General features: G+C 70.3%; 18 protein-coding genes. 10 read left to right on the forward strand and 8 right to left on the reverse strand.

The features are described from left to right. Positions 1-31: 31 nt before the first annotated feature. Together MQV74_RS40950 and MQV74_RS34780 are read left to right on the forward strand one after the other, a co-directional pair. A complete protein-coding gene (locus MQV74_RS40950) occupies positions 32-5,101 on the forward strand; it encodes a CHAT domain-containing protein (protein WP_308402339.1) in 5,070 nt (1,689 codons plus the stop codon). Next, the gene (locus MQV74_RS34780; protein ID WP_242726967.1) at positions 5,095-5,778 is read left to right on the forward strand and encodes a hypothetical protein; all 684 of its coding nucleotides are present in this window, start codon (positions 5,095-5,097) and stop codon (positions 5,776-5,778) included. Before MQV74_RS40950 ends, MQV74_RS34780 begins: the two co-directional genes overlap by 7 nt. Positions 5,779-5,791: 13 nt before the next feature. Here MQV74_RS34780 and MQV74_RS34785 read toward each other — a convergent pair whose 3' ends face one another. Continuing rightward, positions 5,792-6,814: a LacI family DNA-binding transcriptional regulator gene (locus MQV74_RS34785; RefSeq protein ID WP_242726969.1), complete on the reverse strand. Its 1,023-nt coding sequence runs from the start codon at positions 6,812-6,814 to the stop codon at positions 5,792-5,794. Between the two features lie 413 nt (positions 6,815-7,227). Between MQV74_RS34785 and MQV74_RS34790 the strand changes: the two genes are divergently transcribed. The 4 genes from MQV74_RS34790 to MQV74_RS34805 are packed head-to-tail and all read left to right on the forward strand — an operon-like array spanning position 7,228 to position 11,688. Then, positions 7,228-8,466: an extracellular solute-binding protein gene (locus MQV74_RS34790; RefSeq protein WP_242729301.1), complete on the forward strand. Its 1,239-nt coding sequence runs from the start codon at positions 7,228-7,230 to the stop codon at positions 8,464-8,466. Between the two features lie 24 nt (positions 8,467-8,490). After that, on the forward strand, positions 8,491-9,462 hold the full coding sequence (locus MQV74_RS34795) for a carbohydrate ABC transporter permease (RefSeq protein ID WP_242726971.1): 972 nt from the start codon (positions 8,491-8,493) through the stop codon (positions 9,460-9,462). After that, complete coding sequence (locus MQV74_RS34800; RefSeq protein ID WP_242726973.1) at positions 9,459-10,373, forward strand: carbohydrate ABC transporter permease; 915 nt, start codon at positions 9,459-9,461, stop codon at positions 10,371-10,373. The genes MQV74_RS34795 and MQV74_RS34800 overlap by 4 nt, the downstream gene beginning before the upstream one ends. A gap of 43 nt (positions 10,374-10,416) precedes the next feature. Beyond that, positions 10,417-11,688 carry a glycoside hydrolase 5 family protein gene (locus tag MQV74_RS34805; RefSeq protein WP_242726975.1) on the forward strand — a complete coding sequence of 424 codons (1,272 nt, stop codon included), beginning with the start codon at positions 10,417-10,419 and terminating at the stop codon, positions 11,686-11,688. Between the two features lie 968 nt (positions 11,689-12,656). Here MQV74_RS34805 and MQV74_RS34810 read toward each other — a convergent pair. Both MQV74_RS34810 and MQV74_RS34815 read right to left on the reverse strand, forming a co-directional pair. Next, positions 12,657-13,199 (reverse strand): NUDIX hydrolase, encoded by a 543-nt coding sequence (locus MQV74_RS34810; RefSeq protein ID WP_242726978.1) that lies wholly within the window; start codon positions 13,197-13,199, stop codon positions 12,657-12,659. A 4-nt stretch (positions 13,200-13,203) separates the two neighbouring features. After that, on the reverse strand, positions 13,204-14,325 hold the full coding sequence (locus tag MQV74_RS34815; protein ID WP_242726980.1) for an adenosylhomocysteinase: 1,122 nt from the start codon (positions 14,323-14,325) through the stop codon (positions 13,204-13,206). A gap of 236 nt (positions 14,326-14,561) precedes the next feature. On the opposite strand from MQV74_RS34815, the gene MQV74_RS34820 reads away from it, so the two are divergent. Then, complete coding sequence (locus MQV74_RS34820; protein WP_242726982.1) at positions 14,562-15,788, forward strand: helix-turn-helix domain-containing protein; 1,227 nt, start codon at positions 14,562-14,564, stop codon at positions 15,786-15,788. Between the two features lie 75 nt (positions 15,789-15,863). Here the strand turns inward: MQV74_RS34820 and MQV74_RS34825 are convergent, their stop codons facing one another. Continuing rightward, positions 15,864-16,799, reverse strand: coding sequence for a major capsid protein (locus MQV74_RS34825; RefSeq protein WP_242726984.1), 936 nt, complete (start codon positions 16,797-16,799; stop codon positions 15,864-15,866). Between the two features lie 167 nt (positions 16,800-16,966). Then, the gene (locus MQV74_RS34830) at positions 16,967-17,341 is read right to left on the reverse strand and encodes an HNH endonuclease (protein ID WP_242726986.1); all 375 of its coding nucleotides are present in this window, start codon (positions 17,339-17,341) and stop codon (positions 16,967-16,969) included. A 111-nt stretch (positions 17,342-17,452) separates the two neighbouring features. Between MQV74_RS34830 and MQV74_RS34835 the strand changes: the two genes are divergently transcribed. Next, positions 17,453-17,671, forward strand: coding sequence for a hypothetical protein (locus MQV74_RS34835; RefSeq protein ID WP_242726989.1), 219 nt, complete (start codon positions 17,453-17,455; stop codon positions 17,669-17,671). A gap of 608 nt (positions 17,672-18,279) precedes the next feature. Beyond that, entirely contained in the window at positions 18,280-18,639 is a 360-nt protein-coding gene (locus MQV74_RS34840) for a hypothetical protein (RefSeq protein ID WP_242726991.1), read from the forward strand. 63 nt (positions 18,640-18,702) lie between these two features. Here the strand turns inward: MQV74_RS34840 and MQV74_RS34845 are convergent, their stop codons facing one another. After that, complete coding sequence (locus MQV74_RS34845) at positions 18,703-18,858, reverse strand: HNH endonuclease (RefSeq protein ID WP_242726993.1); 156 nt, start codon at positions 18,856-18,858, stop codon at positions 18,703-18,705. Positions 18,859-19,909: 1,051 nt separating this feature from the next. Then, positions 19,910-21,742, reverse strand: a complete 1,833-nt coding sequence (locus MQV74_RS34850) for a recombinase family protein (protein WP_242726996.1) — start codon at positions 21,740-21,742, stop codon at positions 19,910-19,912. 172 nt (positions 21,743-21,914) lie between these two features. On the opposite strand from MQV74_RS34850, the gene MQV74_RS34855 reads away from it, so the two are divergent. Continuing rightward, positions 21,915-24,932, forward strand: a complete 3,018-nt coding sequence (locus MQV74_RS34855; protein WP_242726998.1) for an alpha-mannosidase — start codon at positions 21,915-21,917, stop codon at positions 24,930-24,932. Positions 24,933-25,008: 76 nt separating this feature from the next. On the opposite strand, the gene MQV74_RS34860 is transcribed toward MQV74_RS34855, so the two are convergent. Continuing rightward, positions 25,009-25,851, reverse strand: a complete 843-nt coding sequence (locus MQV74_RS34860) for an alpha/beta fold hydrolase (RefSeq protein WP_242727001.1) — start codon at positions 25,849-25,851, stop codon at positions 25,009-25,011. Positions 25,852-25,873 lie beyond the last annotated feature (22 nt).

The following is a 25,873-nucleotide window of genomic DNA, read 5'->3' on the forward strand; positions in this document are numbered from 1 at the left end:
GTGAGGTGACGGACGGCGCGAGGGGGACGCGGTGCTGGGGCTGACCATGCTGGTGACGTGGGCCGGGTCGATGCACGACCGGTTCGGACCGCAGCCGCCGGAGGCGTCGGGGGCGCGGGGCCCGGTGGCGGCCGACCGGGCGGCGGCCGGGGAGCGGCTGCGTGCCCTCGCGGCACTGCCCCTCGCGGCCCGCCGGGACGAGGTGGCACAGCGCTCCCCCGATGCGACGACGTGCCTGCTCGCGGACCTCTTCGGGTACGGGGCGACCTGCGAGGACCCCTGGCGCGTCCACGAGGACGCCGGGCTCCTGGCCGACGTGCTCGAAGGGATCGGCGCCGCGCTGGTGGTCGGTCAGGACCCCCGCGGGAACGACGTCCGCCGCATGACGCAGATGCTGGCCGCGCAGACCCATCTGATGCGCGGCATCGCCGCCGACGCGACCGGGCACCGGGCCGAGGCGCACCGCCACTTCTCGCTCGCCGCGCACCCGGGCGCCGCCCGGGTCGACGGCGTCGCCTTCGCGCTCGGCACGGCCGGAGCCGCCCTCACCGACGACGGCACCGACCGGGCCTCCCTCGCCGACGTCCCGGCACCCGCACGGGACGTGCTCGGCCCGCTGGAGGAGATGTGCGGCCACGAACTCACGGGGCTCCGCCGGGCGTTGACGGTGCGCTGCGCGGCGTACGACGTGGTGGCGACGGTCGCCGAGGGCGGCGACCACACGGAGGGAAGCCGGGAAGCCGTCCTGAAGCGCTGGCTGGAGCGGTGGGGCCCCGGCGCGGACGCCGAGCTGTGGATCGCCTGGACGACCGAGTTCTTCCGCGGGTTGGCCAGGGCCGGGAACGAGGACGAGGCCAGGGGCGGGGCCGGGAGCGGGGGCGGAGGCGGGCTGGGCGACAGGTGTGGGGAGGGCGATGGGAGTGGGCTGGGCGATGGGCGTCGGGAAAGTGATGGATGTGGGCTGGGCGACGGGCGCTGGGAAAGCGGTGGACGGGGGGAAGGCGGCGGGAGCGGGCTGGGCGATGGGCGTGGGCTGGGCGACAGGTGTGGGGAGGGCGACGGGAGCGAGCTGGGTGATGGGTGTGGGGAGAGCGACGGGCGTGGGCTAGGGGGCGGGCGTCGGGAAAGTGTTGGGCGTGGGGAAGGCGGCGGGAGCGGGCTGGGCGATGGGTGCGGGGAGAGCGATGAGTGCGGGGAGAACGACGGGCATGGGCTAGGTGAGGGGCGTGGGGAAGGCGGTGGGAGCGGGCTCGGCGACGGGCGTCGGGAGAGCGACGGACGTGGGCTGGGCGGCGGGGGTGGTGAAGGTGGCGAGGGGCTGCTGGCGTGGGCGGCGCTCGGCGACCGGGTGCTCGCGGCCGGCCCGGGGCGCCCGGGCTTCCGCTGGACGTTGGCCCGGCATCTGCGCGCCCAGGGCGCGACGGCCCGCGAGATCCGCGTCCTGACGGCCCTGGTGGCCGACGATCCCGCGGATGTGCCGGCGGTCAGATCGCTCGCCAACGCCTACGCCGGATCCAACCGGCTGGACGAGGCCGTCGCGCTGCTCCGCTCCCGGATCTCGGACCCGCCGGTGCCGGACGACGAGCCCTTCGTCGAGCTGATCGTGCTGCTCCTCACCGCCAGGCTCCGCCCGGAGGCGGCGGAGTGGGACGAGGAGCTGGCCCGGATCACCGGCGGCCGTCACATCACCGACGTCCTGCCCACGACGGGCAACGCCCCCGCCCCCGCCGCGCCGCCGCCCGTGCACGCGCTGTTCCGTGACGGCACACTGCTCCTCGACCCCGACAGCGTCGGCGTGCCGCCGGGCGAGGTCGCCGCCCAGCTTTGGGCGGCCATGATCGCGGGCAGCCCGGACGGCGCGGACCGCCTCAAACAGCTCGCCGAGGAGGAGCCGGGCCTCGCGGCCAAGGTGGCCAAGGTGCTCGGCGTCCCCCTGGTGACCCGCGCCCAGCGCGAGGCGTCCGAGCTCATCGGCCAGGGGGAGCACCACTTCCACCGCGGTGAGTACACCGACGCCGCGACGTACTACCAACGCGCCCTGGACGCCGACCCGGAGAGCTCGCTCGCCCTGCTGATGCTCGGCGACGTGCACTTCGTACGCCGCGAGACGGGGCTCGCCCGGGTCTACTTCCAGGAGTCGCTCGCCGTCGAGGAGACGCCGATGGCCTGGCGCTTCCTCGGCGACACCTTCCGCGACACCCTCGACGGCACGCAGGAGGCCCGGCGCTGCTACGCCCGCGCGCTGGCCCTCGACCCCGGCTACGGCGGGGCCCGGCAGGCCCTCGAAGCCCTGCCGCCCCCGGCCGTGGTGCCCGACCCGGCCCCGGCCACCGGTGAAGCCACGGCGAAACCCCCGGCGGCCGAGCCCCCCGCGCCCGCGCGCTTCGGCGCCCCCTACGGCGGCCCCATCGGCCTGCCCCTGTCCGGACCCGCCGCCGGTACCGGCATCAAGGACACGCTGCCCGCCGAGCTCGAAGCCGCCGTGCGGGAACGCGAGCCCGTGCTCGGCGAACTGCTCGCCGCGGCCGGTGACGACGGCCGCTTCGACGCCTGGCTGCGCGCCGAAGGGGCGGACCACTGGGCGGACGCCCTCGACACGCTGCGGATGACGGTGTTCCAGTGGGCCGCCAAGGCGGGCGACTTCGAGCGCTCCCTGCTGCTCGCCCGGCGCGGCGTACAGATCGCCGAGCACCTCGACCGGCAGTGGCCCGCCGGCGACCCCGAGGAGCCGGGCCGCGCGCGGCTGCTCGCGGACGCCCTGAAGCAGGCCGCGGGCGTCCTGGACGCCATGGGGCGCTACAGCGAGGCGTACGACCTGCTGTGCCAGACCGAGCGGTGGCTGGTGACCGACGAGCACGAGCGGGAGCGCACGGGCCGCGACCCGTGGCTCGACTACGGCCAGTTCAGCGGCCTCGACCACTGGACGGAGCTGTACCGGGACCTCGCGCGGGTGGCGCGCCGCTGCGGCGACGCGGCCGCGGCGGAGGAGTACCAGCGCAGGCTCGACGAGATCACCGCCGACGTCCCGGACAGCGACCACGAGCGGATCGTGTCGCTCGTCGAACTCGCCCTGGCCTGGCACGAGCTGGGGGAGCGGGAGCGCGCCCTGAGCTGGTTCCACGAGACCCTGCCGCTCGCCGAGCGGGAGGCGCTGCGCTCCCCGGTGCCGATCGCGCTCGCCATCGTCCACCACCACCTGGGCGTCGTCCTCGGCGAACAGGGGTTCCCGCGCATGGCCCTGCACCACCTCGCCGAGGCCCGCGAGCGCGACTCCGGCAACGCCGACCGGCTCGCCCAGGACTGGCTCGCCACCGCCGCCGTGCTGCGCCGCCGGCCCGACCTCGGCCACGCCGTGCTCGCCTACGAACAGGTGCTGCACCTGTCGGGCGTGCCGGGACAGCGGGGCGACCCGCTGTTCTGGGCACCCCGGAGCGAGCCCACCGCGACGCGCGGCCGGCGGGTCCTGTCAGCCGAGCGCGCCTGGCCCGCGATCCTGCCCATGGCCCGCGCCGCCTGGGAGCACGGCGAGCCGTACACGGCCACGGACGTACTCGAACTCGGCGTGGAACTGGCCGACCTGGTGCGCGCGGCGGAGCCGAACCCCGAGCGGCGCGGCCACCTCCAGGACGGCCGGGCCGAGGCGTACGAACTGCTGACCCGCTACCGCCTCCAGCGCGCGGAGAGCGAGGCCCGGCGCGCGGCGGAAGCGGGACCCGCCACGGACGGCTCGGACCGCCCCGACCGGGACCCGGGCCACCACATCGCCGCGGCCTTCACCGCGTCCGAGCGGCTGCGCGCCCGCTCCCTGCTCGACGCCATGAGCACCGCCCGGCTCCGCGCGCCCGACGGCGTACCACCCGACCTGCTGGCCGACGAGGCGGCCCTCATCGCCGAGCGCGCGGCCCTCGCGGCGGCGCCCGCCGTGGACTGGAAGCGCCACTACGACCTCACCGCGCGCCTCGACGCCCTGTGGCGGCGGCTCGCCGGATACGGTCCGCCCGCCGAGGAGTACGTCGGGGTCCGCCGCGCCACCGTCATGGATCCCGCCGCCGTCTCCCGCGAACTCGCCGGGCAGCGCACGGTGGTGGCCTCCTACGCGCTGCTCGACACCGGTGAGATCGCCCTGTTCACCCTGGGCGGCGACGGCGACGAGGGCCCCGTGCGCGTGACCCCGGTCGACGCCGACGGCGCGGCGGTGCTGCGCTTCATCGGGGACAACCTGGGCAGCGCGGGGCGCGTCCGCGAGATGGCCGAGGACATGCCCGGCCTCTTCCACCGCGTCCTCGACCCGCTGGTGGCGCCGCTGGCCGCGCTCACCCGCCCCGAGGACACCGTCGTCATCTGCCCCACCGGGGCCCTGCACCACGTGCCCTTCCACGCCCTGAGCCCCGACGGCTCCGGGGCACTGATCGACCGCAACGCCGTCGCGTATCTGCCCACCGTGTCGCTCCTGCGCACGCTCACCCACCGCGCGCCCGTCGCGGGCGGCGGCGCCGTCGTCCTCGGCGACCCCGGCGGCGACCTGCCGCACGCGCGCGACGAGGCGCTGGCCCTGGGCGGGCGCCTCGGCTGCGCCCCGCTGCTCGGCGAGGGGGCGACCCGGGAGCGGGTGCTGCGCGCCCTGCCCGGAGCGGAGGTGTTCCACGCCGCCTGCCACGCCTCCTTCGACGCCGCGGACCCGCTGTCCTCCGGACTCGTCCTCGCCGACGGCGTCCTGACGGCCCGTGACATCCTGCGGCAGGACTGGCACGGCGTCCGGCTCGCCGTCCTGTCCGCCTGCGAGACCGGCCTCGGCCGCACCAGCCGCACCGACGAGACCCTCGGCCTGAGCTGGTCCCTGCTCTACGCGGGCGTGCGGTCCCTGGTGATGAGCCTGTGGCGGGTGCCGGACGCCACCACGGCCGCCCTCATGGGCGACTTCCACGACCTGACCGCCGCGGGCGAGGCACCCGGCGCCGCCCTGCGCACCGCCATGCTCGCGGCCCGCGACCGCCCGGGCGGCGGCCGCCTGGAGAGCTGGGCGGCCTTCTGCCTGCTCGGCGACTGGCGCGCCCCGCACCCCGACCCCCGTACCGCGACCCGAGGGAGCACCCCATGCTGACCGCCACCGGCCTGCCCGCGGGATACGAGCTGATCGGCCTCGTCACCCCCGCCGTCGACGAGGACGACCTCGACCGCGCCCCCGCCCCCGTCGGCGAGACCACGGTCACCCTGCTGCGGCGCGAGACCCGGATCGGACTCGCCCGGGGCGCGGTGCGGCGCGTGCCCGGCACGGAGCCGGGCCGCACCGGCTACGACATCCCGCTGATCTGCGTGGTCCAGACGCACCCGGAGACCGATGTGCGCTGGTCCCGCCTGGTCATCGACCTGTCCCTGTCGCCCGGCGTGGTCGTGGCGGACATGTCGCCCGCGCTCGTGGACGGCGAGAGCCCCGTCGAGCTGGAGACGACACTGGGCGCGGGCCTCAGCTTCAGCGTGGCCGCCTCCGGGCTCGGCGCGCAGCTGTCCCCGCAGGTCACCCGGCGCAAGACGGTGTACTGCCCGCGCATCACGTCCTCCGGCGTCGGCTTCACCACCGCCTACTGGGACTTCAGGACCTCCGACCGCGCCTTTCTGCACGTCAACGAGGAGCTGCGGCTGCTCGTCTCGGCCCCGGAGAACACCCCCGTGGAGGCCTCGGTGACCCTGCGCGCCCGCATCGTCCCCAAGGGCCTCGGCCGGGTGCTGCGGCTCACGGGCAAGCTGGGCGGTGTCGACGCGCGCTGCCGCCTCGCGTGACCGCGCGGGCGCCTCACCCCGCCGCGCGCACCGCCCCCGTGCTCTCCCGCTCGATCAGCGTGGGCAGCGGCACCTGCACCGTCTCCGCGGGGCCGTCGTCGAGCAGGCCGAGGAGCTCGCGCGCGGCCGTCCGCCCGAAGGACACCGTGTCCCGGGACAGGGCGGTCAGCCACGGGTGCACCATGCGGCACAGGGCCGAGTCCTCCCAGGCCACCACCGACACGTCGGCGGGCACGGCGAAGCCGAGGGACGCCGCGGCCGCCACCCCGGCGACGGCCATCACGTCGTTGTCGTAGACGAGCGCCGTCGGCGGGCTCGCCGAGCGCAGCACCCGGCGGGTCACGGCGGCGCCCTCCGCGTCCGAGTAGTCGGTGGTGACCGACCGGACCCCGCGCAGGCCCCGGCGCTCGGCCTCGGCACGCAGGGTGCGCACGCGGCGCTCGGTGTGCGCGAGGCCGGGGAGCCCGGCGATGTGCACGATGCGGCGGTGCCCGAGCGCGTGCAGATGGCCGACGACGGCCGCCATTGCGCCCGCGTCGTCGGCCCACACGGTCGAGAGCCCGGCGCGCGGCGGCCGTTCGGGGTCGGGCACGCCGCCGGTGACCACCGCGGGTAGCCCGAGCTCCTCCAGGAGCGCGGGCCGCGGGTCGTCGGTGCGCGGGTCCACGACGAGGACGCCGTCGACGCGGTGCTCGGCCCACCACCGCCGGTACGCCGCGCACTCCGCCTCGACGTCCTCCACCACCTGGAAGAGCAGCCCCAGTTGACGCTCGGCCAGGACCTCCTGGATGCCCGAGATCAGCTGCAGGAAGAACGAGTCGACGCCGAGCGTGGCGGCGGGCCTGGCCACCACCAGGCCGACCGTGGCCGCGCCCTCGCCGGACAGGGCGCGCGCCGCCGTGCTGGGCCGCCAGCCCAGCTGCTCGGCGACCCTGCGCACCCGGTCGCGGGTCACCTCGGAGACCCCGGGTCTGTCGTTGAGCGCGAAGGAGACGGCGCTCTCGGAGACGCCTGCGCGCCGGGCGATGTCCTTCATGGTCGGCCGGCGTGCCGGTGACCGCTTGCCTTGCACCCGTTGCCCCTTTCCGCGTGCGGAGCGCCCGATGCGCTCCGGCCGCGCAGGTACTAATGCGCTTGAGCTAGCACACCCTAAAGCGCATTAGCTGTTGGTGACAAGGCTTTCAACCAATGGCTCTGACCTGCGAGTTAGTGAGGTCGAGCGGCCTCGGGGGAGACGAATCGACACCAATCCATTGACTTTTCACCGGAACTCCATGCAGGGTCTGCCTCGGTGCGATTCCGCGATTCCCTGCGGGTCGCCACCGCTGCCGGTGGCCCGTGCCGCCATGCGCCGGGCCGAGCAAAGGAGCCGTTCACGTGCGTCATTCCCGGATATTCCGCAGCCCCCGCCGGGCGGTCCCCGCTGCCGCCGCCGTCGCCGTCGCTTCGATGATCTCCCTGAGCGCCTGCGGCGGCAATGACGACGGCGGCTCGACCGACGCCTCCGGCAAGGTCGAGGGCAAGATCACCTTCCAGACCTGGAACCTGAAGGCGAACTTCAAGTCCTACTTCGAGGGCCTGATCGACGACTTCGAGGACAAGTACCCGGGCACCGAGGTCAAGTGGGTCGACCAGCCCGGCGAGGGCTACGCCGACAAGATCAGCGCGGACGCCGCCGGGGGCACCCTGCCCGACGTCGTGAACGTCTCGCCGGACCTGGTGGCGCCGCTGGCCAAGGCGGGCATCGCCCTCGACCTCGACCAGGCGGCGGGCAAGTACGAGAAGGAGTACCTGCCGGGTGCCTGGAAGAGCCACCAGGTCCCCGGCGTGCAGGGCACGTACGCCTTCCCCTGGTACCTGAACACCGGCCCGCTGTTCTACAACAAGCGGCTGTTCAAGGAGGCGGGCCTGGACGCGGCGAAGCCGCCGAAGACCTACGACCAGCTCTTCGACGACGCCCTGAAGATCGCGGACAAGAGCGACGGCGACATCGCCACGCTCGCCAACGTCCCCACCATCGAGGACTTCGGCCGCTACGGCGTCCCGCTGATGAACAAGGAAGGCACCGGCTTCACCTTCAACGACGCCAAGGGCGTCCAGCTCCTCACGAAGTACAAGAAGCTCTACGACGCCAAGGCCCTGGACGGCCAGGCCCTGACCGCGACGCCCGAGTCGACCGGCAAGAAGTTCCTCACCGAGGCCGTCGCGATGAACCCGGGCAGCGCCCTCGACCTGGAGAAGTTCAAGAAGGACGCCCCGGGCCTCTACAAGAACATCGGCATCACGCCGCAGATCAGCAGCACCGGCAAGGACAACATGTACGTGATGGGCGTGATGGTGAACAAGCGCACCAAGCAGACGCCCGCCGCCGTCGCCTTCGCGCACTTCGTGACCGACGCGCAGCGCCAGATGTCCTTCGCCAAGAAGGTCGCGATCTTCCCGAGCACCAAGGGCTCCCTGGACGACCCGTACTTCACCAAGGAGGACGGCACGGACGAGACGCGCGTGCGCGTCGCCGCCGCCAAGTCCCTGAAGACCGCGGTGAACTACACGCCCGTGCTGTTCAGCGAGCAGATGAAGGTCGCCCTCCGCAACTCCGTCGCCAAGGCGCTGCAGGGCAAGGAGAGCCCCGAAGAAGCGCTTGACAACGCTGTCAAGCAGTGTGACCGGCTGCTCCAGCAGAGCTGATCCGCCGACCAGGGAACCGCAGCCATGAAGAGTTCAAGCCCCGCCGCCTCCCCGGTGCGGCCCGCCGGAGCCGCCCTCTCGGCCGCCCGGCGGACCGCCGCCGGGGAGGCGGGCGCCCGCCGCCGCGTCCGGCGCCAACTGCCCACCAGCCCCTGGCTGTTCGCCGCCCCGGGCCTGGTGATCGTCGGCTGGTTCATCCTCTACCCCTTCGTCAGCACGGTGATCAACGCCTTCACCGACAAACGGCAGCTGGTCGAGGGCAAGTACGTGGGCCTCGCCAACTTCCGCGAGCTGCTGCACGACGAGATGTTCTGGATCGGCCTGCGCAACAGCACCCTGTACGTCCTCGTGGTCGTGCCCGCGCTCGTCATCCTGCCGCTGCTGCTCGCGATGCTCGTACAGAAGCAGATCCCCGGCATCACGTTCTTCCGGTCGGCCTTCTACACGCCGGTGGTCGCCTCCATCGTCGTCGTCGGTCTGATCTGGGTGTGGATGCTCGACGAGCGGGGCCTGGTGAACGCCGTCCTGGAGGCGGTGGGGGCGGGCAAGGTCGGCTTCCTCAGCGACCAGTGGCTGCTGCTGTTCTCCGCCATGGCCGTCACGGTCTGGAAGGGCCTCGGCTACTACATGATCATTTACCTGGCGGCGCTCGCGAACGTCCCGCGCGAACTGCACGAGGCCGCCGCCGTCGACGGCGCGGGCCCGATCCGCCGCTTCGTCAGCGTCACCGTGCCCGCCGTGCGCTCCACCATGGTCCTGGTCGCCGCGCTGTCCTCGGTCGCCGCGTTCAAGGTGTTCTCCGAGGTGTATCTGATGGCGGGGCCGGCCGGCGGGCCCGCGGGCGAGGACACCACGCTCGTGATGCTCGTGCAGCGCACCGGCACCGGTCTGACCGGACGGGTCGGCTACGCCTCCGCGATCTCCGTCGTCATCTTCGTCGTCACCGTCGCGCTGATGCTGCTCGTGCTGCGCGCGGACCGGAAGGAGAACCGATGACGACCCCGGACACCGAAGCCGTCCGCGCGGCGCGCACCGAGGCCCCCCGCCCGCGCAAGTGGCGGCCCACGGACGAGAACGGGCGCCGGATGCGCGTGTGGGAGCTCGCCCTGCGCTACCTCCTGCTGCTGCTCGTCCTGGCCCTGATGATCGGCCCGTTCCTGTGGCAGCTGTCGACGTCCCTGAAGGGACCGCACGAGAACATCTTCAGCTCGCCGCCCAAGTTCCTGCCGTCCGACCCGACCCTGCACAACTACGAACGCGTCGCCGACACCATCCCCGTGTGGGACTACGCCCTCAACTCCCTGAAGGTCGCCGCGGCGAACGTCGTCACCAACTGCGTGGGCGCGGCCCTCGCCGGATACGCCCTGGCGCGCCTGCGCTACCGCGGCCGCAAGGCGGCGACGCTCGTGTTCATCCTGGCCATGCTCGTGCCCGTCGAGGGCATCATCATCGCCCAGTTCACCACCATGCGGGACCTCGGCCTCAACAACACCCTCATCGGCGTCCTGCTGCCCGGCTGCGTCTCGGCGCTCAACGTGCTGCTGATGCGCAACGCCTTCCTCAACGTCCCGTACGAGATCGAGGAGGCCGCGTTCGTCGACGGGGCGAACGTGTGGCAGCGGTTCTTCCGCATCGCGCTGCCCGCCGTGAAGGGCACCCTCGCCGTCGTCGCCATCTTCGCCTTCATGGGTGCCTGGGACGACTTCCTGTGGCCCCTGATCGTGCTGAGCGACCCCGACAAGTTCACCCTGACCATCGGCCTCAACTACCTGCACGGCACCTTCGCCAACGACGAACGCCTCGTCGCCGCGGGCACGGTGATCGCCGTGCTGCCGCTGATCGTGCTCTTCGCCTGCCTCCAGCGGTACTTCTTCCGCGGGGTCGGGGAGGGCGCCGTCAAGGGCTGAGGCCCGCCCCACCCGTCCCTCTCCTTGAGAACCAGGATCCGCCTTGACGTCAGAGAACCTGTCCGGCACGGCCGCCGCCCCCGCGGGGCCGCCCCGCTTCGGCGCCAACTACACCCCCAGCGAAGGGTGGTTCCACCACTGGCTCGACTTCGACCTGGACTCCGTGCGCCGTGACCTCGACGCCATCGCCTCGCTCGGGCTCGACCACGTCCGGGTGTTCCCGATCTGGCCGTACTTCCAGCCCAACCGCACCCTCATCCGGCCGCGCGCCGTCGAGCAGCTCGTCGCGCTCGCCGACGCCGCCGCCGAGCGCGGGCTCGACGTCAACGTCGACGGCCTCCAGGGCCATCTGTCCAGCTTCGACTTCCTGCCCGCGTGGACGCAGACCTGGCACCGGCGCAACCTCTTCACCGACCCCGACGTGATCTCCGGCCAGCGGGAGTACCTGCGCACCCTCGCCGCGGCCCTCGCCGACCGGCCCAACTTCATCGGCATGACCATCGGCAACGAGATCAACCAGTTCGCCGCCGGGCCGCACCCCGATCCCGACCGGATCACCCAGGAGCAGGCCGGGGCCTGGCTTGAGCAGGTCCTCGCCGCCTGCGAGGAAGGGGCGCCGGGCCGCCTCCACCTGCACGCCGAGTACGACGCCGCCTGGTACCAGGACGACCAGCCCTTCACCCCCGCGCAGGCCGCGCGGCTCGGGTCCGTGACGGCCGTGCACTCGTGGGTGTTCAACGGCACCGCGCAGCGGCACGGGCGCGACGGGGTCGCGACCGGGCAGCACGCCGCGTACCTCATCGAGCTGTCCAAGGCCTGGGCCCTGGACCCGCACCGGCCCGTGTGGCTCCAGGAGGTCGGCGCGCCCGCCCCGCTCATCCTCGCGGCGGACGCGGCCGCGTTCACCGAGACGACCGTGGCCGCGGCGCTCGACTGCGCCGACGTGTGGGGCGTGACGTGGTGGTGCTCCCACGACGTGTCGCGCTCCCTCGCGGACTTCCCCGAGCTGGAGTACAGCCTCGGGCTGCTCACGAACGAGGGCCGCGTGAAGCCCGCGGGGGCCGCCCTCGCCCGGCTCGCCAAGGAGCGGTGGGAGGCGCCCGCGGCGCGGAGCACGGCCGTCGTCGTCGACGTCGGCCCCGACGCGGGGCGGCGGGCCCGGTGCGGGCCCGGCGGGGACGTGTTCGAGGCCTTCGCGCGGCTTGCCGGGGAGGGGGTGCGGCCCGCGCTGGTTCTGGCCGAACGGGTCTCCGACCTCGGCCATCTCGCGGAGCGCGGCATCACGGAGGTGGTCCACCCGTCCGACGTCCTCTGATCGTTCCGCCTGCCCTCGCGGGTGCGCCCCTGACCCGCCCCTTCCCGATCCTGGGGGCTCCGCCCCCAGACCCCCGCTCCTCAAACGCCGGAGGGGCTGAGACCCAGCCGCAAGGGGGTCCAAGGGGGCGGAGCCCCCTTGTTCGGGAAGCCCCGATGCTCGTTAGTAGGAGTTCTGAGGGTAGTGCCTGGTCAGAGCATGCAAAAGCCCCGCTCGGGATGTGGCCGAGCGGGGCGTGGTCTTGCGTGAGCTGATCAGCGAAGAGTGGTCCAGCGCATTGCGGGCAGCTCGTCCCACTGCGCGAGCGGTCCGTAGCGGTGCACGCAATCAGGGCACACGTAGTGGGTGTGCCAGCCTCCGCCGCTCGCACGCGGAATCTCCCCGACGGGGACGGGGGCTGTCGTCTGGTGCCCGCAGATGCCGAGCACAGGCCATGCGTGAGTGGCGGGCTCGCTGGTGCCTCCGTCGCGGCTCATGCGTTCACGCGCCGAACCGGAGTGATGTTCGTGGTGGGGTGGTCGTAGTCCACGCCGAGTTCTGCGAATGCTGCCGCGCGCCACCGCTCGCGTTGCAGGTACGGCAGATCGGGGCGCTGCTCGAAGACCTCCCGGACCGTCTCGGCGCTCGGCGTCCGCCATGGGGTACGCCATGCAGCGGTGGAATCGGGCTCGGAGTGGGCTTCCCTCACTGACATGGGTCGGGGTGAGAGGAACTTGGCGGTGTGGCGCCCCGGTTCGACGCGAGGGGTGCGGGGCAGTAAGGCGAGCACCCAGAGAAGTGCTCTGGCGATAGCATCACGCACGGTCGTTTCAGCTCCTTGGAAGCTGTCTCGGCAAGCCCCGGTAGACCGGTCCTACGCGGTCTGTCGGGGCGTTTTGGCTACCTGGGCCGTCTCGGAGGGCACCAGGACGACGAAGCCCCGTCCATCCGCAGCGGAGGGGCGCCGGGACAGACGGGGCGACGAGAGGTCAGCGCAGGGCAGCGAGGACGCGGCTGCGTAGCGTCTCGTCAGTGATCGTGTCGATTCCCCGCCACGCGTACCCGCTGACCTCTTCCTCTTGGAGTGTTACGGAGTGTTCGCCCGTCACCTGGAAGACGTAGCGAAAGTCCGCGTGCCAGTGGGCGGGCTCGTCCTTGCTGTCGTTGGCAGGGATGGGATGCACGTCCACGTGGATCGGGGTCGGCTGGACGGGAGCGACGCTGAGCGTGATCCCGGTTTCTTCGACCAGTTCACGTAGGGCGGCGTGCATCAGGTTCGTGTCCTCGGGCTCCAGATGCCCGCCGGGGGTCAGCCACTTGTTCAGGGCGACGTGGTGGATGAACAGTGCTTGGCGCTGGTCATTGACGAGTACGGCGCCCGCGGTGGCGTGGCCGCGGAATTCCTTCCGGCTGGTCACGTCGGCGCCCTCGTCCAACAGTTCCGACAGGGGTGTGAGCGTGCACTTGTCTTCGGGGTGCGCGTCGGCGTACTCGGCGAGGGTGGTGCGGATGTGGTCTGCCGTGATGGGCATTCGATCACCTGTTGTAGTAGTGGAGCCAGGTAGCCGCGATGGCTGCCCGGTCGGTGGCGGGGACTTCGTGCAGGGTGGCGTCAAGGCCGCCGTGAGCGAGCATGGCCGCGCCCGCGATGATTTCGGCTTGGACGAGGAAGATGAACGGTCCAACGCTCGCGCCGTGCAGGAAGTTGACCGCGTTGCCGCCGTTCAGCAGATAGAAGTAGTGCCCCGTGGTGGTGTACCGGGTCACGTTCTCTCCCGCGCTGTCCCGGACGTAGCCCGCAGGCAGGCCGTCCAGTTCCAGTTCGTCTTCCGAGCTGGTCACGGTGGCCACGTAGGCGCCGTTCTTCAGGCGGGGGAAGTCCTCGCCTCGCAAGCTGAGTCCTCCCGTAGCGCACAACACCAGTCCTGCGGTCTCTAGGGCTCGGTCGCGGTCTCGGGCCACCTCGAACCCGTGTGACATGGCCTGTGTCTGCCGTACCGGGTTGATGTCGTAGACGATGACCCGTACGCCCTTGACGTGCAGCAGCCGGGCGATGCTCGAACCGAGCTTGCCGAACCCGAGGACCAGTGCGGGACGTCCGTGCAGGATGTCGCCGCGCCCTCGGAGGAGGGCTTCGGTGGAGAAGACGACCGACTGACCCACGAGGAAGTCTTCCGGGTCCTTGAGGGGCGAGCGGGCGACGGACACCACGGGGCACGGCAGCTTGTCCCTGTCGGCGTACCGCTTGTGGCCGTTCTCGGTGTCCTCGACCACGCCGAGGACGTGGCCTGTGAAGCGGGCGCACAGCGCGTCCAGCGAGGGTGCGAAGTACCCGCCTACGTCGAGCAGCACGACCGGTTCCCCGGCCGCCCTCGTCTCCAGGTAGGTCACGGCGGTGTCCGCGTCGGCGAACGTCTCTCGCATCAGCTCGTCGCACGCCACGGCTTGTTCCACCTCGCGCCGGGCCATCGTGTTGATGGACTTCGGTTTGGGCAGCACGGCCCGCAGCTTGGTTGCCTTGCTGACCGCCCTGATGAATGCGGGGCGCTCGGGTAACAGGTGTGTGATCAGCAGTGACGACGGCCGCTCGGGCGGCGTGAACTCATCAGCGATCCTGCTGAAGTAGCTTTCCAGTCGCGCACGGTCCGTGGCTTCCATGGGGCCTCTCTCTCGGGTCCAGGCGAGAGCTGTTCGACTGCCCATCCAGGGAGATCCAGACGGCTTACAAAGGCCGCTCCGGCAGTACCCCGTCTTGGGCGATTCACCAGTACAGGGCCGGGCAACATGACGTGCCAGCGCGGGAGTGCCGCATCTCTGCCGCATCGCTGCCGCATACTGGACTCAACGGACCCTCTGACCTGGTACAACGGCAAGCCAGAGAGCGGGGAGGCGACATGGCCAGGCGAGAGAACTTCGTGAAGCGCCGCAAGGCGATGGGTTTCAGCCAGGAATCGCTAGCTGACGCCATCGGAGTAGAGCGAACAACCGTAAGCCGTTGGGAGACTGGTGAAACCGCTCCACAATCCTTCCATCGACCGGACCTTTGCCGAGAGCTGAAGGTGTCCGTATCTCAACTGGATTCATTGATCCACTGTGTAGATGGTGCCCCGCAGGCAGCACCCACGACAACTACCCAGTTGGCGGCGCCTCTTCCCGCACATGATGACGAAATGGAAGCTCTGGAACTTGTGCGGCGAGTGGCAGCAAGTGACGTCGGGAGTGAAACGCTCTCACGCCTTGAGCTGGTTTTTGATGAACTAGCGAGGCTGTATCCGTCTTCTGCTCCGCAGGACCTCTTGGTGCGGGTGCGTAAGTACTCGTCATACGTCAGTCACTTGCTGGACGCGAGGAAGACCCTGGCCGAGCATCGGCAGTTGCTGGTCCTCGGTGGTTGGTTCTCACTGTTGGGAGCAACGCTCCACATCGACCTGAACCAGGAGCATGCCGCGACGGCACGGCTGCACACGGCCATGACGCTGGCCAAGCACGCCGGGCATGCTGAAATCCAAGCCTGGTGTTTCGAGACGGACGCGTGGCGGGTTCTTACTTCCGGTGATTACGCCAAGGCTGTAGAGCTGAGCAAGGCGGCTCAAGCTCTTGCACCGAAGGGGAGTTCCGTTGAAATCCAGGCGACGGCTCAAGAAGGGCGCGCGTACGCCAGGCTCGGACAAGCCAATGAGACGTACGGCGCCATAGGTCGAGTCAACACACTCGTCTCCCCCCTGCAATTCCCTGATCACCCTGAACACCATTACCAGTACGACCCCGGAAAATCCGTTTCCTATACTGCGACCACTCTGGCTTGGGTAGGTGATCCGGCAGCCGAAGAGTACGCCCGCGAGGTAATCAACCGGCTTGCTCCGTCGAATGACATCTCAAAATGGCCGCGCCGCGTAGCCTCAGCGAACATCGATCTCGCACTGTCGCTCGTCGTTTCCGATCGAGTGGACGAAGCCTGCGATGCAGCGCAGCGAGCCATTCTCTCGGGGCGAGTCGTCCCCTCCAACCGCTGGCGTGCCCTGGAAGTCGTACAGGCCGTTGAGTCTCGCAAAATTTCAGAAGCTGGTGACTTGCGAGAGGCGTATGAGGGAATGCGGCAACCCGCAATAGAGGCGCGCTAGTTAGCCTCCAAGTCACGCCAAAAGCCCCGTACTCGCCATCCTGGTAAGGGTGACAAATACGGGGCTTTGAGTGGGCTAGCCGTTGAGGACGCCAGTCAGCCGTGCGGCTGCTCGGCCGCCGAACAGGGCGAGTCCGCAGTAGAAATCTATGCGGGTGCGGTAGACGGGCTTGTCGTGTGACTCGCCAAGGTCTGTGACCTGGATGCCGCCATTGGTCAGCCCGGAGACAGCGGCATCGGCTTCGGAGGACCCGAAGCGCACGGCGTAGATGTCGCCGGTCTGCTTGCCGCCCGTGCCAGCCGTCAGGGGCAGGACGTCAGTGCCGTCGAGCTTCTGCCCTGCGTCCAGGAGCAGGATGCCGTTCCACGCGACTGTGCGCTTCCCTGCGATCTCGGCGGGAAGGAGTTCCCCGCCGCCGAGCCGACGGAACCCTGACACGATCTTGGCGCGGATCTCGGCGTTCATGTAGAGCGCGCCGTTGGCACCGTTGATGCCGCGCACCTGCGCGGTCAGCGCGTCCAAGGCATCAAAGAAGTCATAGCCGTTGGCGACCGGACCAAGGCCCTTTGCGTCCAGCACCTGTGAGCCGAGCAGCCGCTTGCGCAAGCCGTCGAACCCGTTGGGGTTCACTGCGGTGTCGCCGTTGAAGAACTGGTCCGCGAAGTGGATGGAGGCGGCCTTGACCTTCATCGTGGTCTGAATGGCCCGCTGATCGTTGATGTTGCCCCGGGTCTGGGCAATGAACTTGTCCACGTCCGCGTCACCGCCGAGGATGGCCAGCGTCTCAATTCGCTGGTTCACAGCACCAGTGCTCTCCGGATACGCCTCGTTCACTGCCCGGAAGGAGACTCCGGGCAGCTTCGATTCCTCGTTGTACCGGTAGGCGTTGCCCTCCACGTCTATGAGGGGAAGCCGGTCCAGGATCGGGGACTCCTGAACGAACGTCTCGATCACTCCGCGCCGCAGATCGTCCTGTGAGAGCTTTGCGGACTCAGCAAGGGTCAAAGTCATGAGAATTCTCCTCAACGGTTAATCAAAATTCGGAATATCAAGTAAGCGTCAGTCGATGACTGGCGGCGCGCACGACCCACAGGAACGCTCAAATGAGCCATGCGAGTTTTTTGCCTCCCTGCCGATCAATCTCGGCGGGGCGAGGGAGTACCCCCCTGGTCGCCGAATCAGAAGCGGCGAGGACGGACGCGCTCGGCAGCCCAACCGCCCGGTTGATGCTTCGCGGTCTCGCGGTTGTGGCACGACGTGCACAGCGGACGCAGACGAGAGAACGCGTCCGGATCGGACACGCCCCGAGCCACCAGCGAGCGGCGCGACTCCGGGAAGTGATCGGCCACCGTCGCGACGCGCGAACACAGCACACACCACGGATGCGCGTACAGATAGCGCCGCCGGATGCGCTGCCAGCGGGTGTCATAGCCCCGCTCGGCTGTCGTGCCTCGCTGCTGTTCCGCCTCGCGCTCGTGGGTCGGGCAGCGTCCCCCGCTCGTCAGCTCGGGGCACCCGGGGATCGTGCAGGGGGTACGGGGTTTACGCGGCATGGGGTCCACCTAACGGGTTACTTGGGGCAGTTCTTGGTGTGTGCCCGAGAGCGATCTGACATCGTGGCCATCGCAACCCGTGTGGCAGGCAGGCATCAGAAAGGTGGGCGAATGCTCAACGCTAAGGAAAAGGAACTGTTGCAGCTCATCGAGAAGCAGACTGCGGCTCTCGCAAAGTCGCTTGAGCACGCCCGGGGTTCAGCAAACCCCAACTTTGTGGAATCCGTCGTGGACTTCTTCGGTCGATTCCCGATGTTTACCGGCATTGACATCGACTGGGAATACCCGGACGCGCCCGAAGCGAAGCGTGACGGAAAGGGTGGCGTCTAAATCCGTACACGAATCAAAAATCCCGAATCCCCGAAGTACCTCTTATGCAAAACTTCGTGCTCGTCTTCAGCTCGTGGCAGCCCCAGCACAGCACCTGAACGTTGCCGCTCGTGTGCGTCCCGCCCATGGGTAGGTGGTCTCGCGTGGTCCACGTCCACCCCGTCAGCGAGGACGAGCGCACCGCGCACAGCGAGCACCGCCACGGATGCCGACCAGCGCACGGAGCCGAGCAGCCCCCGAGTACACCCGAGCAAGCACCGAGCGGCGAGCACGCCGAGCACGGACCGGCTCGCGGTTCTCGTACGCCTGATGGCGTTCCTCGCAGCGACCCTGGTGCGTCGCCGGTCGGGGACAGTCGATACAGCGCACGTCGCCCCCTAGCTCGTCGTCCTGGTGCTCGTTGTTGCGTGCACGCCTACACCCTCCACCCCGTGCGAGCCGCCCAACGTCCCGTGCAGGGTGGTTCGTTGCGTCAGCGCCGCACGTCAATTCGGGGCACCCGGGGAAGCACGGCTAAGCCAACCGGGTGACCTATCTCGCTAGCCGACTCGTTGGATGAGTAGCGTGTCATCGATCGCTCCAAAGCACCCGGCTAACGCGGAGGGAACATGCCCGATAAGGCAGCGAAGCCAGGAACTGCGAAACTTCCCCTAATCCCAGCCAGTCAAGTTGATCCCAAAGAACTGAGCGTACTGTCGCTGCTTTATCGCAATGGGGAACCCATGCTAGTGATGAGCGGCGGTACAAAAATTCCCGCTGAGATTGTCGTCATGAACAGCACAGGTGTCGCTGTGGGCAGCTACACGATAGGGCCCTCCGCCGCTGCGACTAAGTCAGCGGAAACGAAGCAGATTTACTACGCGAGCCCCATCCTTGGGTTGGAAACTCTGCACCACTCGATCGCATCCTGCCATTACCTCTTTAAAGAGCTGGGCAAGTCAAAGGGTGGAACGGAAGAATCGGGCTAAGGAGCGCACCACGCCGCTCCCGCCCCGCGCGAGCCTGGTCAAGGTCCGGGCGGGGTGGCGTCTCTACCCGGCGACGCTCGCGGCCCCGAACTCCGTACGGGTCTTGAGATGGTGGCAGCCCCGGCACAGCACCTGAACGTTGCCCGCCGTGTCCGTGCCCCCCATCGCGAGGGGCCGCACGTGGTCCACGTCCACCGCATCCGCGGGGAAGTCGCCCATGCACCAGTCACACCAGGCGTGACCGCGCTCCTGTATCCGTGCACGGAGCCGCGCCGCCGCATCATGGCGTCTCGCTCGGCGCCTACCGCGTGAACGTCGGGAGCGAACCGAGGGACGGTTCTGGTGTTGTGCGTCGTGAACGTCGCAGCGTCCGCGGCGAGTTGCCGTGTTGGGGCACTCAATGCATGGGGTCATGGGTCACCGCCTGGTCGTCGTTGTGGTGGAGTGCCCGCCCCCGGACTCGAACCGGGGAACTCTGCGGGTTGCTTCCGGGTCTCCCCGAGGGGGGCCGGTACCGCGCACCTCTAGCCGTTGGGTCAGCGGGCATGGTCGTCCTCGCCGGCTCGGGCCGGTCTGGACGTTGTGGGGGCCGTACGGGCTTCCAACCCCGTTCGGCGCACTCGCGGACGAGTGGGTTACTGATGGGCGGTACGGCCCCCGCGCGCTGCCTCACGACCCCCGCGGCCACCCCGAGTAACGCGGGGTGCGTGGTGCATGAACAGCGCTTGTCACCGAGAGCGGACACTCAGTCCGCCGTGTGTCCCCCTGTAGGGCGGGTGCGCGGTAATCCCGCTCTCAGTTGTCAGTGGAGAGCAAGCCTTGCCCGCCCTGTTTCGACCGAGCGGGCTTCCCCTCCTACTCCTTAGTGGAGAGCAGACCTTGCCTGCCGTTTCGGATGAGCGGGATGCCCTGCCCTCTACTCCTTAGTGGAGAGCAAGCCTTGCCCGGCCGCTGCGAAGCGGTGGCGGAGTGCCGTTTGAGGTACCGGTCTCTCTTTTCTTGGATTTTTTCTATGCGTTCCAAAAAAGTGGTGTAAACCGTCACTCCATCACCCCTCGCCCCGCTGTCGAGCTGCCCCGAGCGCGCGAGGGAACCGAGGGCGGGCAGCGGAAAGCCCCGGGCAGTCACGGGGACCGACCGGGGCTCTCGCGGTTAGCTGTACTGCACCGCATACAACCGGATACCTAACCGCTCAGGGACTGTACCGGGGCAGCCGAGAGCCCCGGCAGTCGGCAGGGACCGCCGGGACAACCTCAGGCCTACGGCACGGCTACGCGGCGACCAGTTCGCGCGTGGGCTCGCCAGGGGCAGGGGCAGGGGCAGGGGCAGGGGCAGGGGCAGGGGCAGGGTCGGGCTCGGGGTGCACACGCACGGGGCTCGTGGTGGGCTCGGCGTGTGTGTGTACGGGCTCGGGCTCGGCGAGGCGCACCGCGCTGCCGGGAGCCGGGGGCGCGTCGTTCCGTGCTTCGGACTCGTCGTCCGCCGTGACGGTCGCAAGCTCGGCAATGGCGGGGTCCAGCTCTCCCGTGATGGTGAATTCGACGCGGCGTAGGTCGAGCCGTCGCCATCCGCCCTTGCTGCCCGGCTTGACCATCAGGCGTGCTCCCGCGTCGATGAGCATGGCGCGGCGTGCTGCGGTGTCGCCCTCGTTCCAGTCGTCGGCGTAGGTGCGGCCGGTGGGGACGACGCTGCGGCGGGGCTCGCGCTTCTCCCGGGACTCCAGCTCTGCCAACCGGGCGTCAAGGGCATCCGCACGGCGCTGCCACTCGGCTTTCGCGGTCTTGGACTTCTGGCGTCCCTCTTGCTTCTGGTGCTCGGCGAACTCTGCCGCCGTCGCGTCTATCTCGGGCTGCGGGTCATAGCCCGGTATCTCGATGACGCGGTTGATCTGCACCTGTCCCGCAGCCTTCAGGAACTCGTCGGTCACGTAGTCGTCGACCCATACGGCGCGCACAGTGCACGGGGCGGGGCAGTGCGTCCCGTACTTGTACGACGAGCACCGGTAGGTGCCCGAGGACCGGTTCAGGTACATCCGCTCGCCGCACCCGTTGCAGTGGGCGACCCGCAGCAACAGCGCCGTGGAGTCCTTGCGCTCGGGTGCCTTCTCCGTGATCGGCTTGGGGGTGAGCAGTGCGGCGACCTGGTCGAACTCTTCGCGGCTGAAGATGGGGGATGTGGTGGCCATGACGGGGTTGCCCGCATCGTCGCGCACGGGCTTGCCGCGGTGCATCTTCCACCCCATGAGTGCGGGGTTGGTCAGCATCTTCTCGATGGTCTGCGCACGCCACTGCGCGGGCTTCTTCACGGGCTGGTCCGTGGCCACCGTGGTGCGCTTCTTGGTGCGTTCCTGGTAGGCGGTCCAGTGTGCGGAGGGGGACAGCACGCCATCCGCGTTGAGGGCGCGCGCGATGCTGTGCAGTCCTCGGCCGTCCATCAGCTCAGCGATGATGCGTTCAATGATCGTGACCGCGTACGGGTCCGGGACCAGGGTCCAGCCCACGCCGCCGTGCTCGGCGGGCATTGCAGCGGGCAGGTAGCCGTATGCGGGCTTGCCGCCGCCCCTCCACCGCAACGGCATCTTCCGCATGGCTGCCTGGGCCCCGGCGACGCGGTCCTTGATGCTCTGCGACTCGACCTGAGCGGCAAAGGCCAGCATGAGCATCATGAGCTGCCCCATGGGGTCCATGGGGTTGCGGAAGTCGAACACGAGCCGACCCCCGCCGATACCCTCGGCAAAGACGATCATCTTGCGGTGCCTGCGTGCCCACTTGGCAAGCTCGTGCATGTCGTCCATGTCCCGGATGGCACGGTCAAAGCGCCAGAACACCAGGGCGTCAAAGTCATCCGGACGCGTGAGCCATCCACCGAGCTGCGGACGGTCGAAGGGGCCGACCAGGGACGCGGACACGTCCAGGTCGACCGCTTCCCGCAGGGCGGCACCCTCGCCGAACTCGATACCGAGGGCCGCCGCCGCTAGGTCGTCGGCCTCGCGCTGCCGCTCCGGGCTCGTCGTCTCATCCGTACGGACGGACAGACGGATGCAGCGGACACCGCGCAGGGTCTCAGTAGGCAGATCCTTTACAGATGTGGTGGTGTTCTCCATGCTCTCCGTGGAGAGCAAGCCTTGCCGTGCGTCCCTGACCTGCGTAGATACCGCCATGACCCGACCACTCCAGAAGTGTCACTCTGGAACATCGGGAAGGGGCGGGCTTGGGGAGCCCCCGGCAGGGCCACCAGCCTCAGCCACTCACGCGCGACCTTTGGAGACACCCCTCATGCACGACGACCGCAAGCTCGTAGAAGGCCGGCTCAAGCGCGTTCTGGACGAGCGCATACGGCCCGCCGTCTACCCCGAGTCCGTCCCCCTGACCGTGGCCGTCTGGAACGCCCCGGGCGAACCGGTACCCGTGGCCGAAGGCCTCGCCGCCACCCCCGAGCCCATCGAGGTGGGGGCCCGCTGGGGCGCCCCCTGGGGCACCAGCTGGTTCCACGTCACCGGGACCGTCCCGGCCGCCTGGGCGGGCCGCACGGTGGAGGCGGTCCTCGACCTCGGCTTCGACGAGAACATGCCCGGGTTCCAGTGCGAGGGCCTCGTCTACCGGCCCGACGGCACCCCGGTGAAGGGCCTCAACCCCCGCAACCAGTGGGTGCGGATCGCCTCCCCGGCCGAGGGCGGCGAGAGCGTGGACCTGCGTGTCGAGGCCGCGTCCAACCCGGTCATCCTCGACTACCACCCCTTCCTGCCCACGCAGCTCGGCGACAAGGACACCGCGGGCAGCGAGCCGCAGTACCGCCTGGAGCGCATGGACCTCGCCGTGTTCGACGAGACGGTGTGGGGGCTCGTCATGGACCTGGAGGTCCTGGGCGAGCTGATGCAGGAGCTGCCCGAGGACTCGGGCCGCCGCCACGAGGTCCTGCGGGCGGTCGACCGCGCGCTCGACGCCGTGGACCTCCAGGACGTGAACGGCACGGCCGCCGCCGCCCGCGCCCGCCTCGAGGGCGTCCTCGCCGCGCCCGCGCACGACTCCGCGCACCGCATCAGCGCCGTCGGCCACGCCCACATCGACTCGGCGTGGCTGTGGCCGCTGCGCGAGACCGTACGGAAGGTGGCGCGGACCACCTCCAACATGACGGGCCTGCTCGACGACGACCCGGACTTCGTCTTCTCCATGTCGCAGGCGCAGCAGTGGGCGTGGGTGAAGGAACACCGGCCCGAGGTGTGGGCGCGGGTGAAGAAGGCAGTCGCCGAAGGACGGTTCGTACCGGCGGGCGGCATGTGGGTGGAGTCCGACACGAACATGCCGGGCTCGGAGGCGATGGCCCGGCAGTTCGTGCACGGCAAGCGCTTCTTCATCGATGAGTTCGGGGTCGAGAACGACGAGGCGTGGCTGCCGGACACCTTCGGCTTCGCCGCGGGCCTCCCGCAGATCATCAAGGCCGCCGGGTCGAAGTGGCTGCTCACCCAGAAGATCTCCTGGTCGCAGACCAACAAGTTCCCGCACCACACCTTCCAGTGGGAGGGCATCGACGGCACCCGGATCTTCACGCACTTCCCGCCCGTCGACACCTACAACTGCGCGGTGAAGGGCAGCGAGATCGCGCACGCCGCGCGGAACTTCAAGGACAAGGGTGTGGCCCGGCACTCCCTCGCCCCGGTCGGCTGGGGCGACGGGGGCGGCGGCACGACCCGCGAGATGATCGCGAAGGTGGCCCGGCTGCGGAACCTGGAGGGCTCGCCGACCGTGCGCTGGGAGACCCCGGCGGAGTTCTTCGAGAAGGCCGAGGCGGAGTACCCGAACGCGCCGGTGTGGGTCGGCGAGCTCTATCTGGAGCTGCACCGCGCGACGCTCACCAGCCAGGCGGGCACCAAGCAGGGCAACCGCCGCAGCGAGCACCTCCTGCGCGAGGCCGAGCTGTGGGCGGCGACGGCCGCCGTGCGCGCCGGATTCCCGTACCCTTACGAGGAGTTGGACCGCATCTGGAAGACGGTCCTGCTCCACCAGTTCCACGACATCCTGCCCGGCTCGTCGATCGCCTGGGTGCACCGCGAGGCGCGGGCGACGTACGCGGCCGTGGCGGACGACCTGAACGCGATCATCGACGCGGCGCAGCGGGCGCTCGCGGGCGAGGGCGGGCGCACCCTCGTGTTCAACTCCGCGCCGCACGTCCGCGCCGGTGTCCCCGCGGGCGGCGCCCACGCCCCGGTGGCCGACGGCCAGTCGGGGATCGCCGCCCGCGCCGACGGCGGCTACGTCCTGGACAACGGCCTGCTGCGGGTCGAGATCGACGCCCGTGGGCTCGTGGTCTCCGCCTACGACCTGGTGTCGGGACGGGAGACGGTCGCGCCGGGGCAGGCCCTGAACCTGCCGCAGCTGCACGCCGACTTCCCGAACATGTGGGACGCGTGGGACGTCGACGAGTTCTACCGCCACACCGTCACCGACCTCACCGAGGCCGAGGCCGTCACCCCCGGCGACGGCGCGTCCGTGCGGGTCGAGCGCCGCTTCGGGGATTCGCGGATGACGCAGGTCCTGACCCTCGCCCCGGGCGGGCGGCGCCTCGACATCGACACCGAGGTGGACTGGCACGAGACGGAGAAGTTCCTCAAGCTGGCCTTCCCGCTGGACGTGCACGCCGAGCGGTACGCGTCCGAGACGCAGTTCGGGCACTTCCACCGGCCGACCCACACCAACACCAGCTGGGAGGCCGCGAAGTTCGAGGCCTGCAACCACCGCTTCGTGCACGTGGAGGAGCCCGGCTGGGGCGTCGCCCTCGTCAACGACTCCACGTACGGCCACGACGTGACCCGTACCGTGCGGGACGCGGACGCAGGGACGACCACCACGGTGCGCGTGTCGCTGCTGCGCGCGCCCCGCTTCCCCGACCCCGAGACCGACCAGGGCGTCCACCGCTTCCGGCACGCGCTCGCGCCCGGCGCGGGCATCGTCGACGCGGTCCGCGAGGGCTACCGGATCAATCTGCCGGAGCGGCGGGTCACCGGGGGCGCGGCGGAGGTCGCGCCGCTGGTGGGCGTGGACGACGACGCCGTCGTCGTCACGGCCGTCAAGCTCGCCGACGACGGCAGCGGTGACGTCGTGATCCGCTTCCACGAGGCGCGGGGCGGCCGGGCCCGCACCACGCTGCGCCTCGGCTTCGAGGCGGCGGGCGTGGACGTGACCGACCTCCTGGAGCGGCCCCTGGCCGGTGCGGAGGCGCCGGAGCGCGACGGGAGCGCGATCGCCGTGTCGCTGCGGCCGTTCGAGCTGGTGACGCTGCGGGTGCGGCGGGCCTGACGGGCCACGCCCCGCACCGCGTGTGCGAGCCGCCGCCCGCGCCCTGAACGGGGAGAACAGGCGCGGGCGGCGGCGGTCAGCACGCCGCCGCGAGGAAGTCGCGCAGCAGCTCGTTGAAGGCCTCGGGCCGCTCCATGTTCGGGTAGTGCGCGGTGCCCGGGATCGTCGCCGTGCGGCCGTGGCGCATGGAGTGGGCCAGGCGGTGGGCCATGGCGATGTTGTCGGAGGTGTCGAGGTCGCCGGTGACGGCCAGGAGCGGGAAGGGCAGCTCCGCGGCCCGCGCCCAGGTGTCGGTGACGGGCGCGAGCAGGGAGGCCTCGGCGCCGCTGTGCTTGGCGACGGTGTGCTCCGTCATCTCCCGCAGACGGCGTACGACGTCCTGGTCGACGTCGTCGAGCGAGCGGTGCGGGCCCGCCGCGAACAGCATGGTCGCGTCGGTGAAGGCCGCGGCGTCCCCGGCGGCCGCGGCGCGCGCCCACTCGGCCTGGATGGCCAGGACCCAGGGGTGTGTGAACTCCGGCTCGCTGGTGCCCGCGCCGCAGACCACGAGGGCGCTGACCAGGTCCGGGTGTTCGAGCGCGGTGTCGACCGCGATGCCCGCGCCCATCGACAGGCCGACGACGACCGCGGGGCCGACGCCGAGGTGGCGCAGGAGCGCGGCCAGGTCGTCGGTCTGGCGGAACGGCACGGTCGCGTTCGCGGACCGCCCGTGGCCGCGCACGTCCGGCGCGATGACCCGGTGGTGCCGGGCGAAGACGTCGATCTGGGCGGCCCACATGCGGTGGTCGAGGAAGCCCCCGTGGAGCAGGACCAGCGGATCGCCGGAGCCGGTGTCGCGGTAGGCGAGCGTGCCGTCGTCGGTCGTGAACGCGTGCAGGCCGGAGCCGTCCGCCTCGTACGGAGCAGAAGCGTCAGTCATGACAACCAAGGTGTCATGTTGG

Source organism: Streptomyces sp. AN091965 (genome assembly GCF_022698285.1).
GTDB lineage: Bacteria > Actinomycetota > Actinomycetes > Streptomycetales > Streptomycetaceae > Streptomyces.